The 15765-nt window shown below is 56.2% G+C and carries 17 protein-coding genes and 1 tRNA gene; 11 read left to right on the top strand and 7 right to left on the bottom strand.

The window, feature by feature from the left end; genetic code table 11:
• Nucleotides 1-313: 313 nt before the first annotated feature.
• A tRNA-Leu gene (locus tag ACR0JR_RS00700) sits at nt 314-400 on the bottom strand.
• Nucleotides 401-530: 130 nt separating this feature from the next.
• Here ACR0JR_RS00700 and ACR0JR_RS00695 point away from each other — a divergent pair.
• Together ACR0JR_RS00695 and lipB are read left to right on the top strand one after the other, a co-directional pair.
• Nucleotides 531-1190, top strand: a complete 660-nt coding sequence (locus ACR0JR_RS00695) for a DsbA family oxidoreductase (RefSeq protein WP_480454649.1) — start codon at nt 531-533, stop codon at nt 1188-1190.
• A 39-nt stretch (nt 1191-1229) separates the two neighbouring features.
• Nucleotides 1230-1886: a lipoyl(octanoyl) transferase LipB gene (lipB, locus tag ACR0JR_RS00690; protein ID WP_480454648.1), complete on the top strand. Its 657-nt coding sequence runs from the start codon at nt 1230-1232 to the stop codon at nt 1884-1886.
• Between the two features lie 395 nt (nt 1887-2281).
• Here lipB and ACR0JR_RS00685 read toward each other — a convergent pair whose 3' ends face one another.
• On the bottom strand, nt 2282-2701 hold the full coding sequence (locus ACR0JR_RS00685) for an HIT family protein (RefSeq protein WP_480454647.1): 420 nt from the start codon (nt 2699-2701) through the stop codon (nt 2282-2284).
• A 279-nt stretch (nt 2702-2980) separates the two neighbouring features.
• On the opposite strand from ACR0JR_RS00685, the gene ctaD reads away from it, so the two are divergent.
• The 3 genes from ctaD to ACR0JR_RS00670 all read left to right on the top strand — a co-directional run bounded on the left by ctaD (nt 2981) and on the right by ACR0JR_RS00670 (nt 5917).
• Nucleotides 2981-4639, top strand: a complete 1659-nt coding sequence (ctaD, locus tag ACR0JR_RS00680) for a cytochrome c oxidase subunit I (protein ID WP_010439338.1) — start codon at nt 2981-2983, stop codon at nt 4637-4639.
• A gap of 147 nt (nt 4640-4786) precedes the next feature.
• The gene (locus ACR0JR_RS00675; protein WP_480454646.1) at nt 4787-5386 is read left to right on the top strand and encodes a DsbA family protein; all 600 of its coding nucleotides are present in this window, start codon (nt 4787-4789) and stop codon (nt 5384-5386) included.
• 45 nt (nt 5387-5431) lie between these two features.
• The gene (locus tag ACR0JR_RS00670; RefSeq protein WP_480454645.1) at nt 5432-5917 is read left to right on the top strand and encodes a DUF2244 domain-containing protein; all 486 of its coding nucleotides are present in this window, start codon (nt 5432-5434) and stop codon (nt 5915-5917) included.
• On the opposite strand, the gene ACR0JR_RS00665 is transcribed toward ACR0JR_RS00670, so the two are convergent.
• On the bottom strand, nt 5918-6400 hold the full coding sequence (locus tag ACR0JR_RS00665; RefSeq protein ID WP_170539063.1) for a GatB/YqeY domain-containing protein: 483 nt from the start codon (nt 6398-6400) through the stop codon (nt 5918-5920).
• A 183-nt stretch (nt 6401-6583) separates the two neighbouring features.
• Between ACR0JR_RS00665 and carA the strand changes: the two genes are divergently transcribed.
• Together carA and ACR0JR_RS00655 are read left to right on the top strand one after the other, a co-directional pair.
• The gene (gene carA / locus ACR0JR_RS00660; RefSeq protein WP_480454644.1) at nt 6584-7750 is read left to right on the top strand and encodes a glutamine-hydrolyzing carbamoyl-phosphate synthase small subunit; all 1167 of its coding nucleotides are present in this window, start codon (nt 6584-6586) and stop codon (nt 7748-7750) included.
• Nucleotides 7751-7829: 79 nt separating this feature from the next.
• Nucleotides 7830-9734: a glycosyltransferase family 2 protein gene (locus tag ACR0JR_RS00655; RefSeq protein WP_480454643.1), complete on the top strand. Its 1905-nt coding sequence runs from the start codon at nt 7830-7832 to the stop codon at nt 9732-9734.
• On the opposite strand, the gene ACR0JR_RS00650 is transcribed toward ACR0JR_RS00655, so the two are convergent.
• Nucleotides 9691-10338, bottom strand: coding sequence for a GntR family transcriptional regulator (locus tag ACR0JR_RS00650; RefSeq protein ID WP_480454642.1), 648 nt, complete (start codon nt 10336-10338; stop codon nt 9691-9693). The two genes, ACR0JR_RS00655 and ACR0JR_RS00650, sit on opposite strands and share 44 nt — an antisense overlap.
• A gap of 100 nt (nt 10339-10438) precedes the next feature.
• On the opposite strand from ACR0JR_RS00650, the gene ACR0JR_RS00645 reads away from it, so the two are divergent.
• The 3 genes from ACR0JR_RS00645 to ACR0JR_RS00635 all read left to right on the top strand — a co-directional run bounded on the left by ACR0JR_RS00645 (nt 10439) and on the right by ACR0JR_RS00635 (nt 12688).
• Nucleotides 10439-11083 carry a pyrimidine 5'-nucleotidase gene (locus ACR0JR_RS00645; RefSeq protein WP_010439322.1) on the top strand — a complete coding sequence of 215 codons (645 nt, stop codon included), beginning with the start codon at nt 10439-10441 and terminating at the stop codon, nt 11081-11083.
• A gap of 87 nt (nt 11084-11170) precedes the next feature.
• Entirely contained in the window at nt 11171-11419 is a 249-nt protein-coding gene (locus ACR0JR_RS00640; RefSeq protein ID WP_010439320.1) for a hypothetical protein, read from the top strand.
• A 72-nt stretch (nt 11420-11491) separates the two neighbouring features.
• Nucleotides 11492-12688 carry a UbiH/UbiF family hydroxylase gene (locus ACR0JR_RS00635; protein WP_170779051.1) on the top strand — a complete coding sequence of 399 codons (1197 nt, stop codon included), beginning with the start codon at nt 11492-11494 and terminating at the stop codon, nt 12686-12688.
• A 32-nt stretch (nt 12689-12720) separates the two neighbouring features.
• Here ACR0JR_RS00635 and ACR0JR_RS00630 read toward each other — a convergent pair whose 3' ends face one another.
• Entirely contained in the window at nt 12721-13848 is a 1128-nt protein-coding gene (locus ACR0JR_RS00630; RefSeq protein WP_319547309.1) for an aminotransferase class V-fold PLP-dependent enzyme, read from the bottom strand.
• Between the two features lie 231 nt (nt 13849-14079).
• On the opposite strand from ACR0JR_RS00630, the gene ACR0JR_RS00625 reads away from it, so the two are divergent.
• Nucleotides 14080-14781: a GntR family transcriptional regulator gene (locus tag ACR0JR_RS00625; protein WP_170469317.1), complete on the top strand. Its 702-nt coding sequence runs from the start codon at nt 14080-14082 to the stop codon at nt 14779-14781.
• Here ACR0JR_RS00625 and ACR0JR_RS00620 read toward each other — a convergent pair.
• Both ACR0JR_RS00620 and ACR0JR_RS00615 read right to left on the bottom strand, forming a co-directional pair.
• Nucleotides 14778-15236: an Lrp/AsnC family transcriptional regulator gene (locus ACR0JR_RS00620; RefSeq protein WP_010439313.1), complete on the bottom strand. Its 459-nt coding sequence runs from the start codon at nt 15234-15236 to the stop codon at nt 14778-14780. The genes ACR0JR_RS00625 and ACR0JR_RS00620 overlap by 4 nt on opposite strands.
• Complete coding sequence (locus ACR0JR_RS00615) at nt 15233-15688, bottom strand: Lrp/AsnC family transcriptional regulator (protein ID WP_170539044.1); 456 nt, start codon at nt 15686-15688, stop codon at nt 15233-15235. The genes ACR0JR_RS00620 and ACR0JR_RS00615 overlap by 4 nt, the downstream gene beginning before the upstream one ends.
• Nucleotides 15689-15765 lie beyond the last annotated feature (77 nt).

Here is a 15765-nt window from a genome sequence, read left to right as displayed (position 1 = left end):
CAAACAGGCCTGTTGATCAAAGTCTGCTTGTTCCTCAGCTCGTCGTTCCTTTGCGAAAGCAACGAACTTCCGGTACCCGCCCTGAGCGACGACCGCGGCGCTCGTCATCTTATTCGTATTTAGGGCTCGTAGCGGAAGCTCGACAAATTTTACTGAACCGCTGCTACGCGGAACATGCGGACATTTGTCGAAAGTAGATACTGCTTGCACCCATTCAGCACCTGAGCGTCAGAAATAAGGTGGTCTAGAGGGTGGTCCAGCTAATATAAATTATCGTTAAGTTTTTGTTTTACATAATATTTCAATAATTAACTGGTGCGGTCGAGAAGACTCGAACTTCCACGGGTGTTACCCCACAGCGACCTCAACGCTGCGCGTCTACCAATTCCGCCACGACCGCACTGCCAATGACTTGGTAGAGGGGCGTATAGACGCTGTGCCACGCGATGTGAAGAGGCAAAAACAGAGCCGATTGAATTTGCGCGCTTTAGCAATATCTAAACGCGACACAATGCAATCTGGAGCAGCCCATGTCCTCGCCCGATTCCCGCCCTACCGTGCAGATTGATGTCGTCTCGGATGTGGTCTGTCCGTGGTGTATCGTAGGTTTTCGTCAACTCGATGCCGCGCTGAAGCAAGAGAATGTGCTGGCCAGATTACGCTGGCATCCGTTTGAACTGAACCCCAACATGGGGCCCGAGGGGCAGAACCTGCGAGAGCATATTGCCGAAAAATATGGCTCGACACCCGAACAAAGCCAGCAGGCGCGCGAGCGGTTGACCGCGTTAGGGGCTGAACTTGGATTTACCTTCAATTTCACCGATGACAGTAGAATTGTGAACACCTTTGCCGCGCATCAACTGCTTGATTGGGCGGAAACGCAGGGACGTCAGCATCCGCTTAAACTGGCCTTGTTCGACGCCTATTTCACCATGCAGCAGGATGTCTCTGACGCCGACGTGTTATTGGGTGCGGTCGAAACGGCGGGGCTTGACCCGAATGCGGCACGCGCGGCGCTTGAGTCGGGTGCACACGCCCAGCCGGTGCGTGAGAAACAACAATTCTGGACCAGTCGAGGCATTTCGGGCGTGCCTTCGATGGTATTTGGCGGGAAATATCTGCTGACTGGCGCGCAAGGCGCCGACACCTATGCGCAGGTGTTGCAGCGTTGTCTGGCCGAGGCCGCCTGACCCCTTCCCCCTGCCCCGCAGACGGTCTAAGGAACGAGCATGGAATGGAAAACCACCGATGGGCTGATCGACTACGACGAAGCCACTGCCTTTATGGAGGCGCGCGTTGCCGCGATTGCGGCAGGTGAAGCCGATGAATGCATCTGGCTGTTGGAACATCCACCGCTCTATACCGCGGGGACTTCCGCCAAGCGTGAAGATCTGACCGATCCGGATCGCTTTCCGGTCTATGAGAGCAAGCGCGGCGGTCAGTACACCTATCACGGCCCCGGTCAGCGCGTCGTTTACGTCATGCTGGACGTGGGTAAACGCGGCCGTGATGTTCGCCGCTTTGTTCAGCAACTTGAGGCCTGGGTGATTGCAGCCCTGGCCGAATTCAACGTCACCGGTGAGATACGGGAGGGCCGCGTGGGCGTCTGGGTTCAGCGGCAGGACAAGCCGCTTTCGATAGCGGGACAGACCGCCGAGGATAAAATTGCAGCCATCGGAATACGTCTGAGGAAGTGGGTTAGTTTCCACGGAATATCAATCAATGTTGAACCAGATCTGTCTCATTTCGGTGGGATTGTACCTTGCGGCATACAGGAACACGGTGTGACATCATTGGTCGACCTCGGGCTTCCCGTAACGATGGATGACGTCGACGTGGCACTAAAAAAGACCCTTGATGATGTGTTCGCGTCCGAAGGCGTTTGACAACTAGGTGATTCCACGTACTCGGAACGATCCGGAAACATTACCCAAACAACAATGCTGAATTTCGATGCGTTCTGTTTCGAAAATTATAGTGGCTTGTCCTTCAAATCGCCCCAATTCGCCTCAAATTCAGGGATTCTTCACATCCACTCCTTACAAACGCCATTTGACCACGTAGTATGTAATGACCGTTCATGAGTGAGTGGTGTGTTAACCGGTGATCGCAGGGCTGCCCAGCGAAATCCGAGAAGTGTTTGGTTACGAGTCTGCCGTTCCGACCCCATAATCGGAACGGCAATTCTCGTTTTAGGGCCTCGGTATTTTGTAAATCCCTTGCCTTTGCGGCCCTTCGTGCAGCTTATCGACCCCACGTGCCAGCGGAACTTTCTTGGAATTCAACCCAATGCTGCGCGGATTTTGTCAGCGTGTTCGGCAATCAGATCAAAATCACCCATCTTGCCCGGTGGACGCATCGATACGCCTTCGTAACGGGGCAGGACATGGAAATGTAGATGAAACACCTCCTGCCCGCCCGCAGCTTCGTTGAACTGCTGAACAGTTACACCATCAGCTTCAAACGCTTCCTTCACGGCCTGTGCTATTTTCTGAACCGTCGCTATCACTGCCGCAAGTTTTACGGACGACGCGTCCAGCATGTTGCGGCACGGTGATTTTGGGATGACCAACACATGCCCATCAGTGCGCGGCATGATGTCCATCAAGGCGACTGTTTCATCATCTTCATAAACTCGGTTCGACGGGATTTCCCCACGTAAGATCTTGGCAAAGACGTTTTCGGGATCATATTCAGTCATCACGGGCCTCCGGTATTGCGCTTCTTTGCTGTTCTGTGCCGCCCCCCGATGCGGGTCAAGCGGGATTCCCCCATCACCACTTGAATTCGTGGACTGCCCCCCCAAATCGCTAGTATCAGAGGTTGAAATGCCGGGCTGCATGGGCTGCCCGCGACAATTAATCTTGATCCAGATCAAACTCGGCCATTGAAGGTCGCCCCCTTGCAATCTAAAACCAGCAGGAATCCCGCGCGTTGGAGAGGTCCGACTGCGCGGTGTAGTTGCAACAGGAGGCACCTAATGGCAGACGCAGCCATTCATGGTCACGAGCATGAAGACCAGCGTGGGTTCTTTACCCGTTGGTTCATGTCGACCAACCACAAGGATATCGGGATTCTGTACCTGATCGTATCGGCGCTGGCCGGTTTGATTTCGGTTCTGATGACTGTCTACATGCGGCTCGAACTGATGCACCCCGGTGTTCAGTACATGTGCCTCGAAGGTTTCATGGCCGATCCATGTACCCCCAACGGACACCTGTGGAACGTCATGATCACCTATCACGGTGTCCTGATGATGTTCTTCGTGGTTATCCCGGCCCTCTTCGGCGGATTTGGCAACTATTTCATGCCGTTGCAGATCGGAGCGCCGGATATGGCGTTCCCGCGGATGAACAACCTGTCCTTCTGGCTGTACGTCGCCGGGACCTCGCTGGGCGTCGCCTCGCTGCTGAGCCCCGGTGGTAACGATCAGCTCGGTTCGGGCGTCGGCTGGGTTCTGTATCCACCGCTGTCCACGACCGAGGGCGGCATGTCCATGGACCTTGCGATCTTTGCTGTGCACGTATCGGGCGCCTCCTCGATCCTCGGCGCGATCAACATGATCACCACCTTCCTGAACATGCGTGCCCCGGGCATGACCCTGTTCAAGGTGCCGCTGTTCAGCTGGTCGATCTTTGTCACCGCGTGGCTGATTCTGCTGTCGCTGCCGGTTCTGGCGGGCGCGATCACCATGCTGCTGATGGACCGCAACTTCGGCTTCACCTTCTTTGATCCGGCCGGTGGCGGCGATCCGATCCTGTATCAGCACATCCTGTGGTTCTTTGGCCACCCCGAAGTGTATATCGTGATCCTGCCGGGCTTTGGCCTTATCAGCCACGTGATCGCGACCTTCGCACGCAAGCCGATCTTCGGTTACCTGCCGATGGTCTGGGCGATTATTGCGATCGGTGTTCTGGGCTTTGTCGTGTGGGCGCACCACATGTACACCGTTGGCATGTCGCTGCGTCAGCAAGCCTACTTCATGCTGGCCACTATGGTCATCGCGGTTCCGACCGGCGTCAAGGTCTTCTCGTGGATTGCGACCATGTGGGGCGGCTCGATCGAGTTCAAAACCCCAATGCTGTTCGCCTTCGGCTTCCTGTTCCTGTTCACAGTTGGTGGTGTAACCGGCGTGGTGCTGTCGCAAGCAGGTGTAGACCGTGCTTATCACGACACCTACTACGTCGTTGCGCACTTCCACTACGTGATGAGCTTGGGTGCAGTCTTCGCGATCTTCGCTGGCGTATACTTCTACTTCTCGAAGATGACAGGCCGTCAGTATTCCGAGTTCTGGGGCAAAGTTCATTTCTGGCTGTTCTTCATCGGCGCCAACCTGACCTTCTTCCCGCAGCACTTCCTGGGTCGTCAGGGCATGCCACGTCGCTACATCGACTATCCCGAAGCGTTCGCGCAGTGGAACTTTGTTTCGTCGATTGGTGCATTCATCTCGTTCGCTTCGTTCCTGCTGTTCTTTGGCATCGTGATCTACGCCCTGCTGCGCGGCGCGAAAGAGACGCGGCCGAACCCGTGGAACGAATACGCGGATACGCTGGAATGGACCTTGCCAACGCCGCCGCCTGAACACACGTTCGAGCAGCTGCCGAAGCAGGAGGATTGGGATAAAGGCCACGCGCACTGATCCCGACCTGAATGACAAGAAAACCCCGCCCATTTAGGCGGGGTTTTTTGTTCCTGCCTGACCTGTGTAAGCGGGGCAGTCGCCAGAACAGCAAAAATAGAGTATTCTGGTCCGGGCAAAATATCCGGTCAACCGAAGGGGTTTACGATGCCCGAGATCGACTTTTGGTTCTCAATAGGTAGCACCTACAGCTTTCTGACGATCAAACGCCTGGACGATTGGAGTGCCGAACACGATGCCAAGTTGAACTGGCGGCCGTTCAATGTGCGGACCGTAATGTCAGAACAGCAGAACATCCCCTTCGCTGGCAAACCGGTCAAATCCGCTTACATGTGGCGGGATATAGAGCGCCGGGCGGCCAAGTATCATATTCACGCCAACTTGCCAGCGCCCTACCCAATTTCGGACCTCGCATTGGCCAATCAGGTTGCCCTACTGGGAATGACCGAAGGCTGGGGAAAGACGTATACACAATCGCTCTATAGTCTCTGGTTTGAAGACGGCATAGAAGCCGGGTCCGAGACAGCCATCACCGAAGCCCTGCATCGTTGTCAGCAGGACCCCCGCCTAGCCCTCGCACGTGCGCGCAGTCCGGACATTGTGCAATCTCTCGAAAACGAGACCAACACTGCCATCCAACTGGGTGTGTTTGGCGCACCCAGCTTTGTCGTGCGCGGCGAGGTGTTTTGGGGTGATGACCGGCTGGACGACGCGTTGTCGTGGGTGCGTGTTGGACACGTTGTGTGACAGATTGCACTTCGCCTCAGGCAGTTGCTGCGCTAGGTTTCAACCATGCCTTATCGATGGACCAAGAATTCAGATACAGAGCAGGAGTTGCGCCTCTGGCCGCATAACTCCTTACCACCGCGTGGCGCGATGGGGGTTGTTCTCGCTGTCTTTCTGTTCGGCCTGATTCCGCTGTTTGCGGTGCTGGGATCTGTTCTGCTGTGGGGCTTGCTGCCCTTCTTGTTGCTGACCGTACTAGGTCTCTGGCTGGCATTTGAGATGAACTATCGCGCACGCAGCGTGTTCGAGGTTCTCACGTTGGATAAAACGCAGGCGCGCCTCGTGCACCGCAATCCACGCAAAGACGATCTGGAATGGTCCTGCAATCGATATTGGGCGCGCCCCGAAATGCACGCGAGCGGTGGTCCGGTGCCCCATTACGTGACACTGGTCGGAGACGGCCGGGAGGTCGAAATTGGTGCATTCCTCACTGAAGAGGAACGGATCGCGCTGTTCGATGACTTAACCCGGAGACTGCGCGATTCTGCTTGATTAACCGCCGTTTGATGCGGCGCAAAGGTGATCTTTGACCATTGGCCCGACCTTGCCGAAATCCATCTGACCGGTATAGCGCGTTTTCAATTCGCCCATCACCTTGCCCATATCGCGGATTGACCCCGCGCCGGTGGCCGTGATGGCCGTCTGAATAGCTTTGCTGACCTCGTCATCATCCAGCTGCTTGGGCAGGAATTCCTCGATCACTTCGACTTCGCGCAGCTCACGCTCGGCCAAATCCAGGCGCCCACCCTCTTCATAGGCGCGCGCGCTTTCCTTGCGCTGCTTGGTCATTTTTCCAAGGATCTCAAGCACCTCGGCATCGCCACAGCCTTTGGCCTCTTCATTTACGGATGCGCGCGAAGCAATGTCACGATCCTTGATCGCGGCATTGATCAGGCGCAGCGTCGATAGGCGCTCGGCTTCTTTGTCTTTCATTGCTTGCTTCAGGGCGGCATTCACCCGTGATCGCATATCCATATGGTCTGTCCATCCCCATGGCAAAGGAACCTCGACCATATCGAAACAAAAAGGCGGGCACAACAGGGGCGATACTTTCATAAGTTATTGATTTTAAACAATAGCCTAAAATTTGAACAGGCTTGACCCGACGCGCTAACCCCCTTAGGTATGCGTCCGTTTACCTTGCAGGAGAGTCGCGCCATGGCCCAGAACGCCCCGTCCAAGCCCACCGCATGTCTGGCATTGGCCGATGGAACGCTGTTCTACGGTATTGGCTTTGGCGCCACCGGCCAAACGGTGGCCGAGCTGTGCTTCAACACCGCCATGACCGGCTATCAGGAAATCATGACAGACCCCTCCTACGCGGGCCAGATCGTGACATTTACCTTCCCGCATATCGGTAATGTTGGCGTGAACCCGGAGGATGATGAAACTGGCGATCCAGTCGCCGCGGGTATGGTGGTCAAATGGGACCCGACCGAGCCTTCAAACTGGCGCTCTGCCGAAGAGCTAAAAGCGTGGCTGGCCCGTCGCGGCCGCATTGCGATTGGGGGCGTCGACACCCGCCGCCTGACCCGCGCTATCCGTCAGCAAGGTGCACCGCATGTAGCGCTGGCGCATGACCCCGAAGGTAACTTCGACATCGAAGCTTTGATCGCGGCTGCGCGCGGGTTTGCCGGACTTGAGGGCATGGATCTGGCTAAGGACGTTACCTGCGCACAAAGCTATCGTTGGGATGAGATGCGTTGGGCCTGGCCTGACGGCTACCAGCGACAGGAAGCTCCGTCACATAAGGTGGTCGCAATCGACTATGGTGCCAAGCGAAACATCCTACGCTGCCTGGCATCGGCAGGCTGTGACGTGACCGTATTGCCTGCGACCGCGACAGCAGCGGATGTTCTTGCCCATAAGCCCGACGGTGTCTTTCTGTCCAACGGCCCGGGCGACCCGGCGGCCACTGGTAAATACGCCGTGCCGATGATCAAAGAAGTGTTGGAAACCACTAACCTGCCGGTCTTTGGCATCTGCCTTGGCCATCAGATGCTCGCGCTGGCTTTGGGCGGGCAGACCGTCAAGATGAACCACGGCCACCACGGCGCGAACCATCCCGTCAAGGATATGGAAACCGGCAAGGTCGAAATCACCTCGATGAACCACGGCTTTGCCGTAGATGCTCAATCCCTACCCGATGGCGTTATCGAGACGCATCGTTCACTGTTTGACGGCTCAAACTGCGGCATCCGCATGACGGGTCGTCCAGTCTATTCGGTGCAACATCACCCCGAAGCCTCACCCGGACCACAAGACAGTTTCTACCTGTTCGAACGTTTCGCCGCTGCAATGGCCGATCAAAAAACACAGGCCTAAGTGCGATTTAGTCGAGTTAACTCGGCATTAACCCTGTTTGAGCAACCCTGCCGTCTGTGAAGCGCGGCAGGGTATTCTTATGGTTGAACTGAATCTGAAACGCCAGATACCGGCGGAACCGGTTCCCGGCCCCCATTCACGCAAACCTCTTGGGGCCTGCCTGCGGGATCAAGGGGTGATATCAGAGGCTCAGCTCCAACAGGCGTTGCATTTACAAACGCGCCAGAATGCCCCGTTGGGGGAAATCCTTGTTGGTGAAGATTGGGCCAGTCGGGCCGAAGTTCTCTCTGCCCTGTCCGAACAAACAGGCTTGCAAATTGCCGATCTGGATCAAACTCCGCCGCCCGAAGAGCTTTGCGCGCTGAAACCATTGGAGTTTTGGCTAACCCACAACGTTCTGCCTTGGATGCGAGTTGGGCCAATCCTGCTGATTGCAACGGCGCGGCCTGACCGGTTCGATACGGTTTCAACTGCGTTAGGTGATACAGGCTATACGATCGTCCCGGTTCTAGCCGGGGCCGAACAGATTGATATCGCAATTGCGCGCCATTTTACCGCCGATCTGACGGAGGCCGCTGAAACGCGCGTCGATTCGCAACAAAGCTGTCGCAACTGGTCGGCAACGGCTCGGGCCAGACCTATCACGTTGGTCGTTCTGCTAATCACTTTATGCAGCTCATTCCCAATGCTGGGTCTCACCGCTCTACTTTGGACAACGCTTGCGACTTTGGCGTTGTTCCTCCTCCTTCGTGTCTCGGGGCTGATTGCCCATTTGACACTTCGAAACCCTCGTCTTGTCACAGCAGATCCGATCCGCCTGCCCTGTGTGTCGATACTGGTGCCGCTTTTTGAAGAAAAAGAAATCGCAGAAATCCTGATCGCCCGTCTGCGACGGTTGACTTACCCAAAGGCGCTGCTCGATATCATATTGGTGCTTGAAGAGCAGGATAGCGTCACCAAAGCCGCACTGAATAACGTCGAGCTTCCCAGCTGGGTACGGGTACTTGAGGTGCCGAACCGGGGTAAACTAACGACCAAGCCTCGTGCGATGAACTATGCGTTGGATTTCTGCCGCGGGGATATATTGGGTGTCTGGGATGCCGAAGACGCCCCGATGCCAGATCAGATCGAATCCGTTGTCCGGCATTTTGCGGCCGCGCCCGAAGATGTTGTCTGCCTGCAAGGCGTTCTGGACTATTATAACCCGCGCACCAACTGGCGGTCACGGTGCTTTACCATCGAATACAGCGGATGGTTTCGGGTGATTCTCAGCGGCATCGCCCGATTGGGCCTTGTGGTTCCGCTGGGTGGCACCACATTCTTTTTTCGTCGAGACAAGCTGGTCGAGCTGGGCGGATGGGATGCCCATAATGTTACTGAAGACGCAGATTTGGGCGTTCGTCTCTGTCGGGCTGGCTACAAGACTGAAATCGTCAGCACCGCCACCTTTGAAGAGGCTAATTTTCGGGCCTGGCCCTGGGTCAAACAGCGCTCGCGTTGGCTGAAGGGATTCATGGTTACATATCTGGTCCATATGCGCGCGCCGTTAAGGTTGCTGCGCGATCTGGGACCGCTCCGTTTTCTGGGCTTTCAGGCCTTTTTTCTTGGAACGCTCGGGCAGTTTCTACTTGCCCCGGTGTTATGGGTATTCTGGCTGACCTTTCTCGATCTGCCGCACCCCTATCAGCACATCACAACACCTGATTTTCTGCGAAACTGCATTTACTTATTGCTCGCTGCAGAGGCTGCAAATCTTTTGGCTGGCATGCTGGGCGTCATCGCGGGCAACAGGCGCTTTCTGCTGCCCTGGGTTCCGATGATGGTCCTCTATTTTCCACTGGGTGTTCTGGCGGCCTATAAGGGCTTATGGGAACTAGCGGTACGGCCATTCTTCTGGGACAAAACCCAGCACGGTCATGCGGTCGAGGAAAGCGAGGTTGCTATTTCTCGCGCAGGATCGCATCCTGTTTCAGCCGGGTCATGAACGCGACCGAGATATGGTCCTGCAGGGCTTGTTGGGCCCCTGCCTCATCGCGGTCAGCAATCGCGTCGACGATGTTTTTGTGCTCATTCTGCGCGATTTCACCGCGCCCCTCGGCCGCAAGGGATGTAGTCGCCATCAACGCCATGGTCCTGTGCACCAGATCAAGCTGTTGCACCAGATAGCGATTGTGCGAGGCCAGATGGATCTGCTCGTGAAACCTGCGGTTGGCACGCGAAAGCGCAGACGGGTCATTCACCAGCGCATCATCGGCATCTACCATATCTTGAAGGACCCGGATTTCTTCTTCGGTCGCATGCTTGGCCGCCAGCCTTGCGGCGAGCCCCTCCAATTCGCGTCGCACGACATATAGTTCTGCCATCTGGTTGTGGTCCAGCGACGCCACAATCAGAGACCGCCCGTCCCGTTCCAGCAGCGATTGCGTCTCTAACCGCTGCAACGCTTCGCGGATCGGTGTACGCGAAACGCCAAAACGCTCGGCCAGCTCGCTTTCCACCAACCGGTCGCCCGGCTTGTAGACGCCCACATCGATTGCTTCGAGTATCAGGCTATAGGCATCCGTATTGGACTGTTTGGATTGGGGCATCGGCTATTATGTCTCCTGGTTCGGACATGTCTAGCCGCCTCACACCCTGGCAATCAAGTGCGGCATTGAAAACCATCGTTCATCGCCCTAAACCCAAACCATGGTCAAACCTGCCTTTACTCACGTCACCCAATGGGTGTTCGACCTCGACAACACACTTTACCCACCGCATATGCGCCTGTTCGATCAGATTGAGGTGCTGATGACGGATTACGTGGTGCAAGCGATCGGCGTCGACCGACCCGAGGCCGATCGGCTCCGTTCGCACTACTGGCGTGAATACGGCACCACGCTTGCCGGCCTGATGGCCGAACACGATCTGGACCCCGATCCCTATCTGCATGCAGTGCATCAAGTGGATATGAGCCATATGGAGCCCGACGCGACATTGGCCGATCACATTCGTGCGCTGCCGGGCCGCCGCATCGTCTATACCAATGGGTCAGCGCCTTACGCACAGCGTGTTTTGGCTGCTCGTGGGCTGGATGGGCTATTCGATGCGATCTACGGAATTGAGCATGCGGGCTATCGCCCAAAACCGCAAAAGGCTGCATTCCAAGCCATCTTTGCTCAGGACGGAATCGAAGCCACACAAGCAGCCATGTTCGAGGATGATCCACGCAACCTGGCAGCGCCGCATGAGATGGGAATGCGTACCGTTCACGTCGCCCCTGATCCACACCATGCAGATCACATTCACCATCACACGGACGATCTGACCGGATTTCTGGGCCGCCTGCGATAGGCTGTCACACTGCGACGATCTGTGCGTTTCGCAGTCGCAGCATCAGCCCCATATGCAGCTCAGCGACGAACAGAATCGGAGATCCCAATGACTGCGCTCGATATCCCAGCGCGCCCGCCTTTGTGGCAGCGCCTGTTGTTTGCAATCCCGCTTTTTGGCTGGATGGCCCGGGATGTGGCCAATGCCGAGGCCGAAGACCTGTACTACTCGGCCGCAGCACTCGTCAGTATGTGGGGGTGTTCCATCCTTCTGTTCGGCCTGCCTGGCCTTTACATCCCTGCACTGATGATGGTGCCGACGATGTTCCTTGTCCTGATTTTGATCTCTCGCGGATAAGGCACGAGACAGGATGTCACTTGGCACCCACCTCGCAACAGCACTAGTGTCTGCGGCAACGGAGACATATTCATGACCGACAGCTGTGACATCCTGATTTCTGGCGGTGGAATCGCCGGATTGACCGCCGCCGCCGCCTTTGGTGCTGCCGGGTTTGACGTGATTTGCGTCGACCCTTCACCACCGATCACAGAACGCGACGTGGATGGCTCGGATCTGCGCACTACTGCCTTTTTGCAGCCCGCCCATGGGTTGCTAGAGCAATGTGGACTTTGGGCGCGTTTGGATGCACATGCTGCCCCTCTGCAGATCATGCGCATTGTGGACGCAGGCGGTGATGTACCCGAACCCCGCGTGGTACGCGATTTCAACGCCGCTGATATCTCGGATCAACCGTTCGGCTGGAACCTGCCCAACTGGCTGCTGCGGCGTGAGATGGTGGCACGGCTGGGGGAATTGCCAAACGTCGATTTCCGACCCGGTACTGCCACGATCAGCCTGTTCACCCGCACCAATGAAGCACGTGTTGGTCTGAGCGATGGCAGCCGCGTCCGCTGCAAACTTGTCATCGCCGCAGACGGACGAAACTCGCCGATGCGGGAAGCCGCCGGAATTAGCGTGCATACCACCCGCTACGGCCAGAAAGCTCTGGCCTTCGCCGTTACTCACCCAATCCCGCACGACAATGTTTCGACCGAAATCCATCGGTCCGGTGGACCCTTCACCTTGGTCCCCCTGCCCGATTGGCAGGGTCAGCCGTCGTCTGCGATTGTCTGGATGGAACGCGGCCCACGCGCGGTCGAATTGCTGAACCTCGGAGCCGAGACATTCGAGGCTGCGATGACTGAACGCTCCTGCGGGCTGTTCGGACCGCTGAAACTCGCTTCGCGCAGGACAATCTGGCCAATCATCAGCCAGTCGGCGGAACGTCTGGCTGGTGAACGCATTGCCCTGATGGCCGAAGCCGCACACGTGGTCCCCCCTATCGGCGCGCAGGGGCTGAACATGTCGCTCGGCGATCTTCGTAGTTTGATGGAACTAGCGCAGGCCCGGCCCGAAGGCTTGGGCGACGCACAAATGCTGGATGCCTATCATAAGGCCCGCCATACTGAGATCGGACTGCGCGTCAAAGGTATCGATCTGCTGAACCGCGCCTCGATGATCGAGGCGCGACCGCTGCGTGACGCAAGGGCGATGGGGCTAAATGCGCTCTATTCCTTACCAACAGTGCGGAAGACGCTGATGCAAATGGGCCTCGGCGTCCGCTGATCCGTCAGGCGGGCTTCTGCCCGCCTTGCCGGTTACAATACCTGATCCAAAACGCGTGTCAGGCGCGAAATCGTGCCGTCGACATCATAAAGTTTGTCCAAGCCAAACAGCCCCAGACGGAATGTGCTGAACCCAGCCGGTTCATCACATTGAAGCGGAACACCTGCCGCGATCTGCATGCCCAAAGCCGCGAACTTCTTACCGTTTTGAATCTCGGGGTCGGCAGTGTAACTGACGACCACTCCGGGCGCGCCAAATCCTTCGGCTGCCACCGACATCACGCCTTTATCCTTCAGATAAGCCCGTACGCCATCCCCCAAAGCCCACTGCGCCGCACGCAACTTTTCGAATCCATACTCACGTGTTTCAAGCATGGTATCGCGAAAGGCACGCAGAGAATCCGTGGGCATCGTGGCGTGATAGGCATGGCCGCCATTTTCATAGGCCTGCATGATCTGTCGCCATTTCTTCAGATCAATCGCAAAACTGTCAGATGTGGTTTCGGTCAACCGTGCTTCGGCCCGCTCGGACAGCATGACAAGACCGGCACAGGGCGTCGCACTCCACCCCTTTTGCGGAGCCGAAATCAGCACATCCACACCGGTTGCCTTCATATCGACCCAAGCACAGCCCGACGCGATGCAATCCAGTACCATAAGCGCACCCACCTCATGCGCGGCGGTTGCCATTGCGTTTACATAGTCATCAGGCAAAATCACCCCAGCAGAGGTTTCGACATGCGGGGCAAAAACGACATCCGGACGTTTCTCATGGATTGTCGAGACAACTTCTTCTATCGGAGCAGGTGCAAAGGGCGAAGGGCTGGCATTCCCGGTCTCTCGGGCTTTCAAAACCGTCGTCGAACCGGTCAACTCACCTGATTCTATGATCTGGCTCCAGCGATAGGAAAACCAGCCGTTGCGAACCACGAGAACATTTGCTCCGCGTGCAAATTGTCGCGCAACCGCTTCCATCCCGTACGTCCCGCCTCCAGGAACAATGGCGACACCTTCAGCATTGTATACCTCGCGCAACATATCAGAGATATCGCGCATAACCTGTTGAAAGTTTGCGGACATATGGTTGAGCGAGCGATCAGTAAATACGACCGAGAACTCTTCAAGGCCATTGGGATCAACGGTTCCAAGTAATGCAGGCATCATGCGTCCTTTCCTATCGCCACTTGTTTCTGCCTTTTCCTTGCCTCGGGGTAAAGCTTCAAAGCACCGAGATTGGTTGACCCTAAGTAACCCGCAACCTTAAGTTTTACTTTGAGATTTAACATGCAACAATTAGCAGAAATGACGCCAACTAGTGTCACCATCTCTTTACACCCTGACGTGTTTCTGACCAGATACACTCACTTTGAACAAGAATGGATTTTTTAGCTCGTGACTGCGCAAAAGCGGATCAATTTTCAGGTCGTCCGGGACGAAGTTAAACGGCGGATTGAATCACGTATTTGGCCACAGGGCTCACTTCTGCCCACCGAAACCCAACTTGCGGAAGAATTCAATTGCGCCCGCGCTACAGTCAACCGGGCGTTGCGGGAACTTGCAGAACAGGGCTTTGTCGAGCGTAAGCGCAAAAGCGGGACACGGGTTAAAAAAGAGCCGCGCAAACAAGCCAAACTTGAGATTTCGCTGGCACGTCAGGCAGTTGAGAATCAGAACTCGGCCTATCGCTACGCACTGGTGGAACGTAAGGTGGTCTACAGCCCCGGCTGGCTGACCTCTCAATTGAATGTCGAGCCGGATGCGCGTGTCTTGCATGTGATTTGTATGCACTATGCTGACAATCGTCCCTTCCAGCTTGAAGAGCGCTGGATCAATATTGAAGCCGTTCCCGAGGTTGAACACGCCGATCTGAACAAAAGCGGCCCTCATGAATGGTTGCTGAACGCAGCACCTTTTACCGAAGCTGAGATCGCCTTTTGCGCCATCTCTGCAGATGGGCGCTTAGCTGATTTCATGGGCACCACGACTGGGACATCGATGATCCAGCTCGAGCGGACCACATGGAAAAACGGCCGCCCCATGACTTTTGCCCGCATGACCCATCATCCGGGATTTCGAATCCGCTCAAAGTACTAACCAATCGGTCCTGGAAGGCGCTCTTCGCTTAGCAATACGTTGGCCTCGACTTCCCCGGCACCGGGCAGAGTCATAACGCGTCTCCGCAAGACTCTTTCGAAATCAGCCAGGTCCCGCGCCACAACCCGCAAGCGATAATCGTAGAGCCCTAGCACATGCTCGACTGTCTGCACTTCTGGAATGGCACTGACGGCGCGTTCAAAATCCTCAAGGCTAACCTGACCTTTTCGCGCTAGTTTCACGCCCAAAAACACCGTTACCCCGAACCCGAGCGCTTCGGCGTTCAGCCGCAATCGTCGACCTTTGATCACACCCGCATCTTCCAGCCGCTTAATTCGGCGCCAGGTGGCGGGCTGAGACAACCCGAATTTGCGCCCCAATGCACCGGCGCTTTGGGTGGCATCCTGCCTCAAAGCGCGCAAAATCCTTCGATCGATTTCGTCCAATTCGATCATATCGGCAATGCCTCATCCTGTTTGACTCGGGCAATGTGCATCAAGGCCTCAATATCTGCGATATGCGGCAGTGTCAGGATTCGATCCCGATAGACCTGTTGGTAGTGGCTCATGTCCTGCGCCAGCACTGAAAGGCGCACATCGACCCGCCCCAGAAATGTCTGAAGTTCGATCACCTCGGCCACTTCACGGGCAGCCTCGGTAAACTCATCAAAGGCCCGTGCCTGCGTCTTGTCCAAGGTCACGCGCAGCGACACTTCTACCGCATATCCCAGAGCGGTCCAATCGATTACCGCCTCCTGTCCTTCGATGATACCCGCCGCCTGCATCTTTTCGATCCGTCGCCCGCAAACTCCCTGCGTGCTGCGGCAACGTTCGGCCAGTTCCGCACCGGACAAGCTCGGCTCGGCCTGCAGATGGCGTAATATTCGGCGATCCAGATCATCTAACATGAATTTCACAAGAATAGCATTTTTCAAGAATAGACAAGGCATTTATTCTTGATTTTCCAAGGATAGAGCCATCGCTA

Source organism: Ruegeria sp. AA3 (genome assembly GCF_056542905.1).
The sequence above is the reverse complement of the archived record's forward strand: the minus strand, read 5'-3'. Positions and strand labels throughout refer to the sequence as shown.

Coding starts and splice junctions, on each gene's coding strand:
- carA (WP_480454644.1), top strand. CDS start 6,584: ATGGCCCAGAACGCCCCGTCCAAGCCCACCGCATGTCTGGCATTGGCC.
- lipB (WP_480454648.1), top strand. CDS start 1,230: ATGGAATGGAAAACCACCGATGGGCTGATCGACTACGACGAAGCCACT.
- ctaD (WP_010439338.1), top strand. CDS start 2,981: ATGGCAGACGCAGCCATTCATGGTCACGAGCATGAAGACCAGCGTGGG.
- ACR0JR_RS00635 (WP_170779051.1), top strand. CDS start 11,492: ATGACCGACAGCTGTGACATCCTGATTTCTGGCGGTGGAATCGCCGGA.
- ACR0JR_RS00685 (WP_480454647.1), bottom strand. CDS start 2,701: ATGACTGAATATGATCCCGAAAACGTCTTTGCCAAGATCTTACGTGGG.
- ACR0JR_RS00630 (WP_319547309.1), bottom strand. CDS start 13,848: ATGCCTGCATTACTTGGAACCGTTGATCCCAATGGCCTTGAAGAGTTC.
- ACR0JR_RS00640 (WP_010439320.1), top strand. CDS start 11,171: ATGACTGCGCTCGATATCCCAGCGCGCCCGCCTTTGTGGCAGCGCCTG.
- ACR0JR_RS00645 (WP_010439322.1), top strand. CDS start 10,439: ATGGTCAAACCTGCCTTTACTCACGTCACCCAATGGGTGTTCGACCTC.
- ACR0JR_RS00655 (WP_480454643.1), top strand. CDS start 7,830: ATGGTTGAACTGAATCTGAAACGCCAGATACCGGCGGAACCGGTTCCC.
- ACR0JR_RS00620 (WP_010439313.1), bottom strand. CDS start 15,236: ATGATCGAATTGGACGAAATCGATCGAAGGATTTTGCGCGCTTTGAGG.
- ACR0JR_RS00670 (WP_480454645.1), top strand. CDS start 5,432: ATGCCTTATCGATGGACCAAGAATTCAGATACAGAGCAGGAGTTGCGC.
- ACR0JR_RS00675 (WP_480454646.1), top strand. CDS start 4,787: ATGCCCGAGATCGACTTTTGGTTCTCAATAGGTAGCACCTACAGCTTT.
- ACR0JR_RS00665 (WP_170539063.1), bottom strand. CDS start 6,400: ATGGATATGCGATCACGGGTGAATGCCGCCCTGAAGCAAGCAATGAAA.
- ACR0JR_RS00615 (WP_170539044.1), bottom strand. CDS start 15,688: ATGTTAGATGATCTGGATCGCCGAATATTACGCCATCTGCAGGCCGAG.
- ACR0JR_RS00695 (WP_480454649.1), top strand. CDS start 531: ATGTCCTCGCCCGATTCCCGCCCTACCGTGCAGATTGATGTCGTCTCG.
- ACR0JR_RS00650 (WP_480454642.1), bottom strand. CDS start 10,338: ATGCCCCAATCCAAACAGTCCAATACGGATGCCTATAGCCTGATACTC.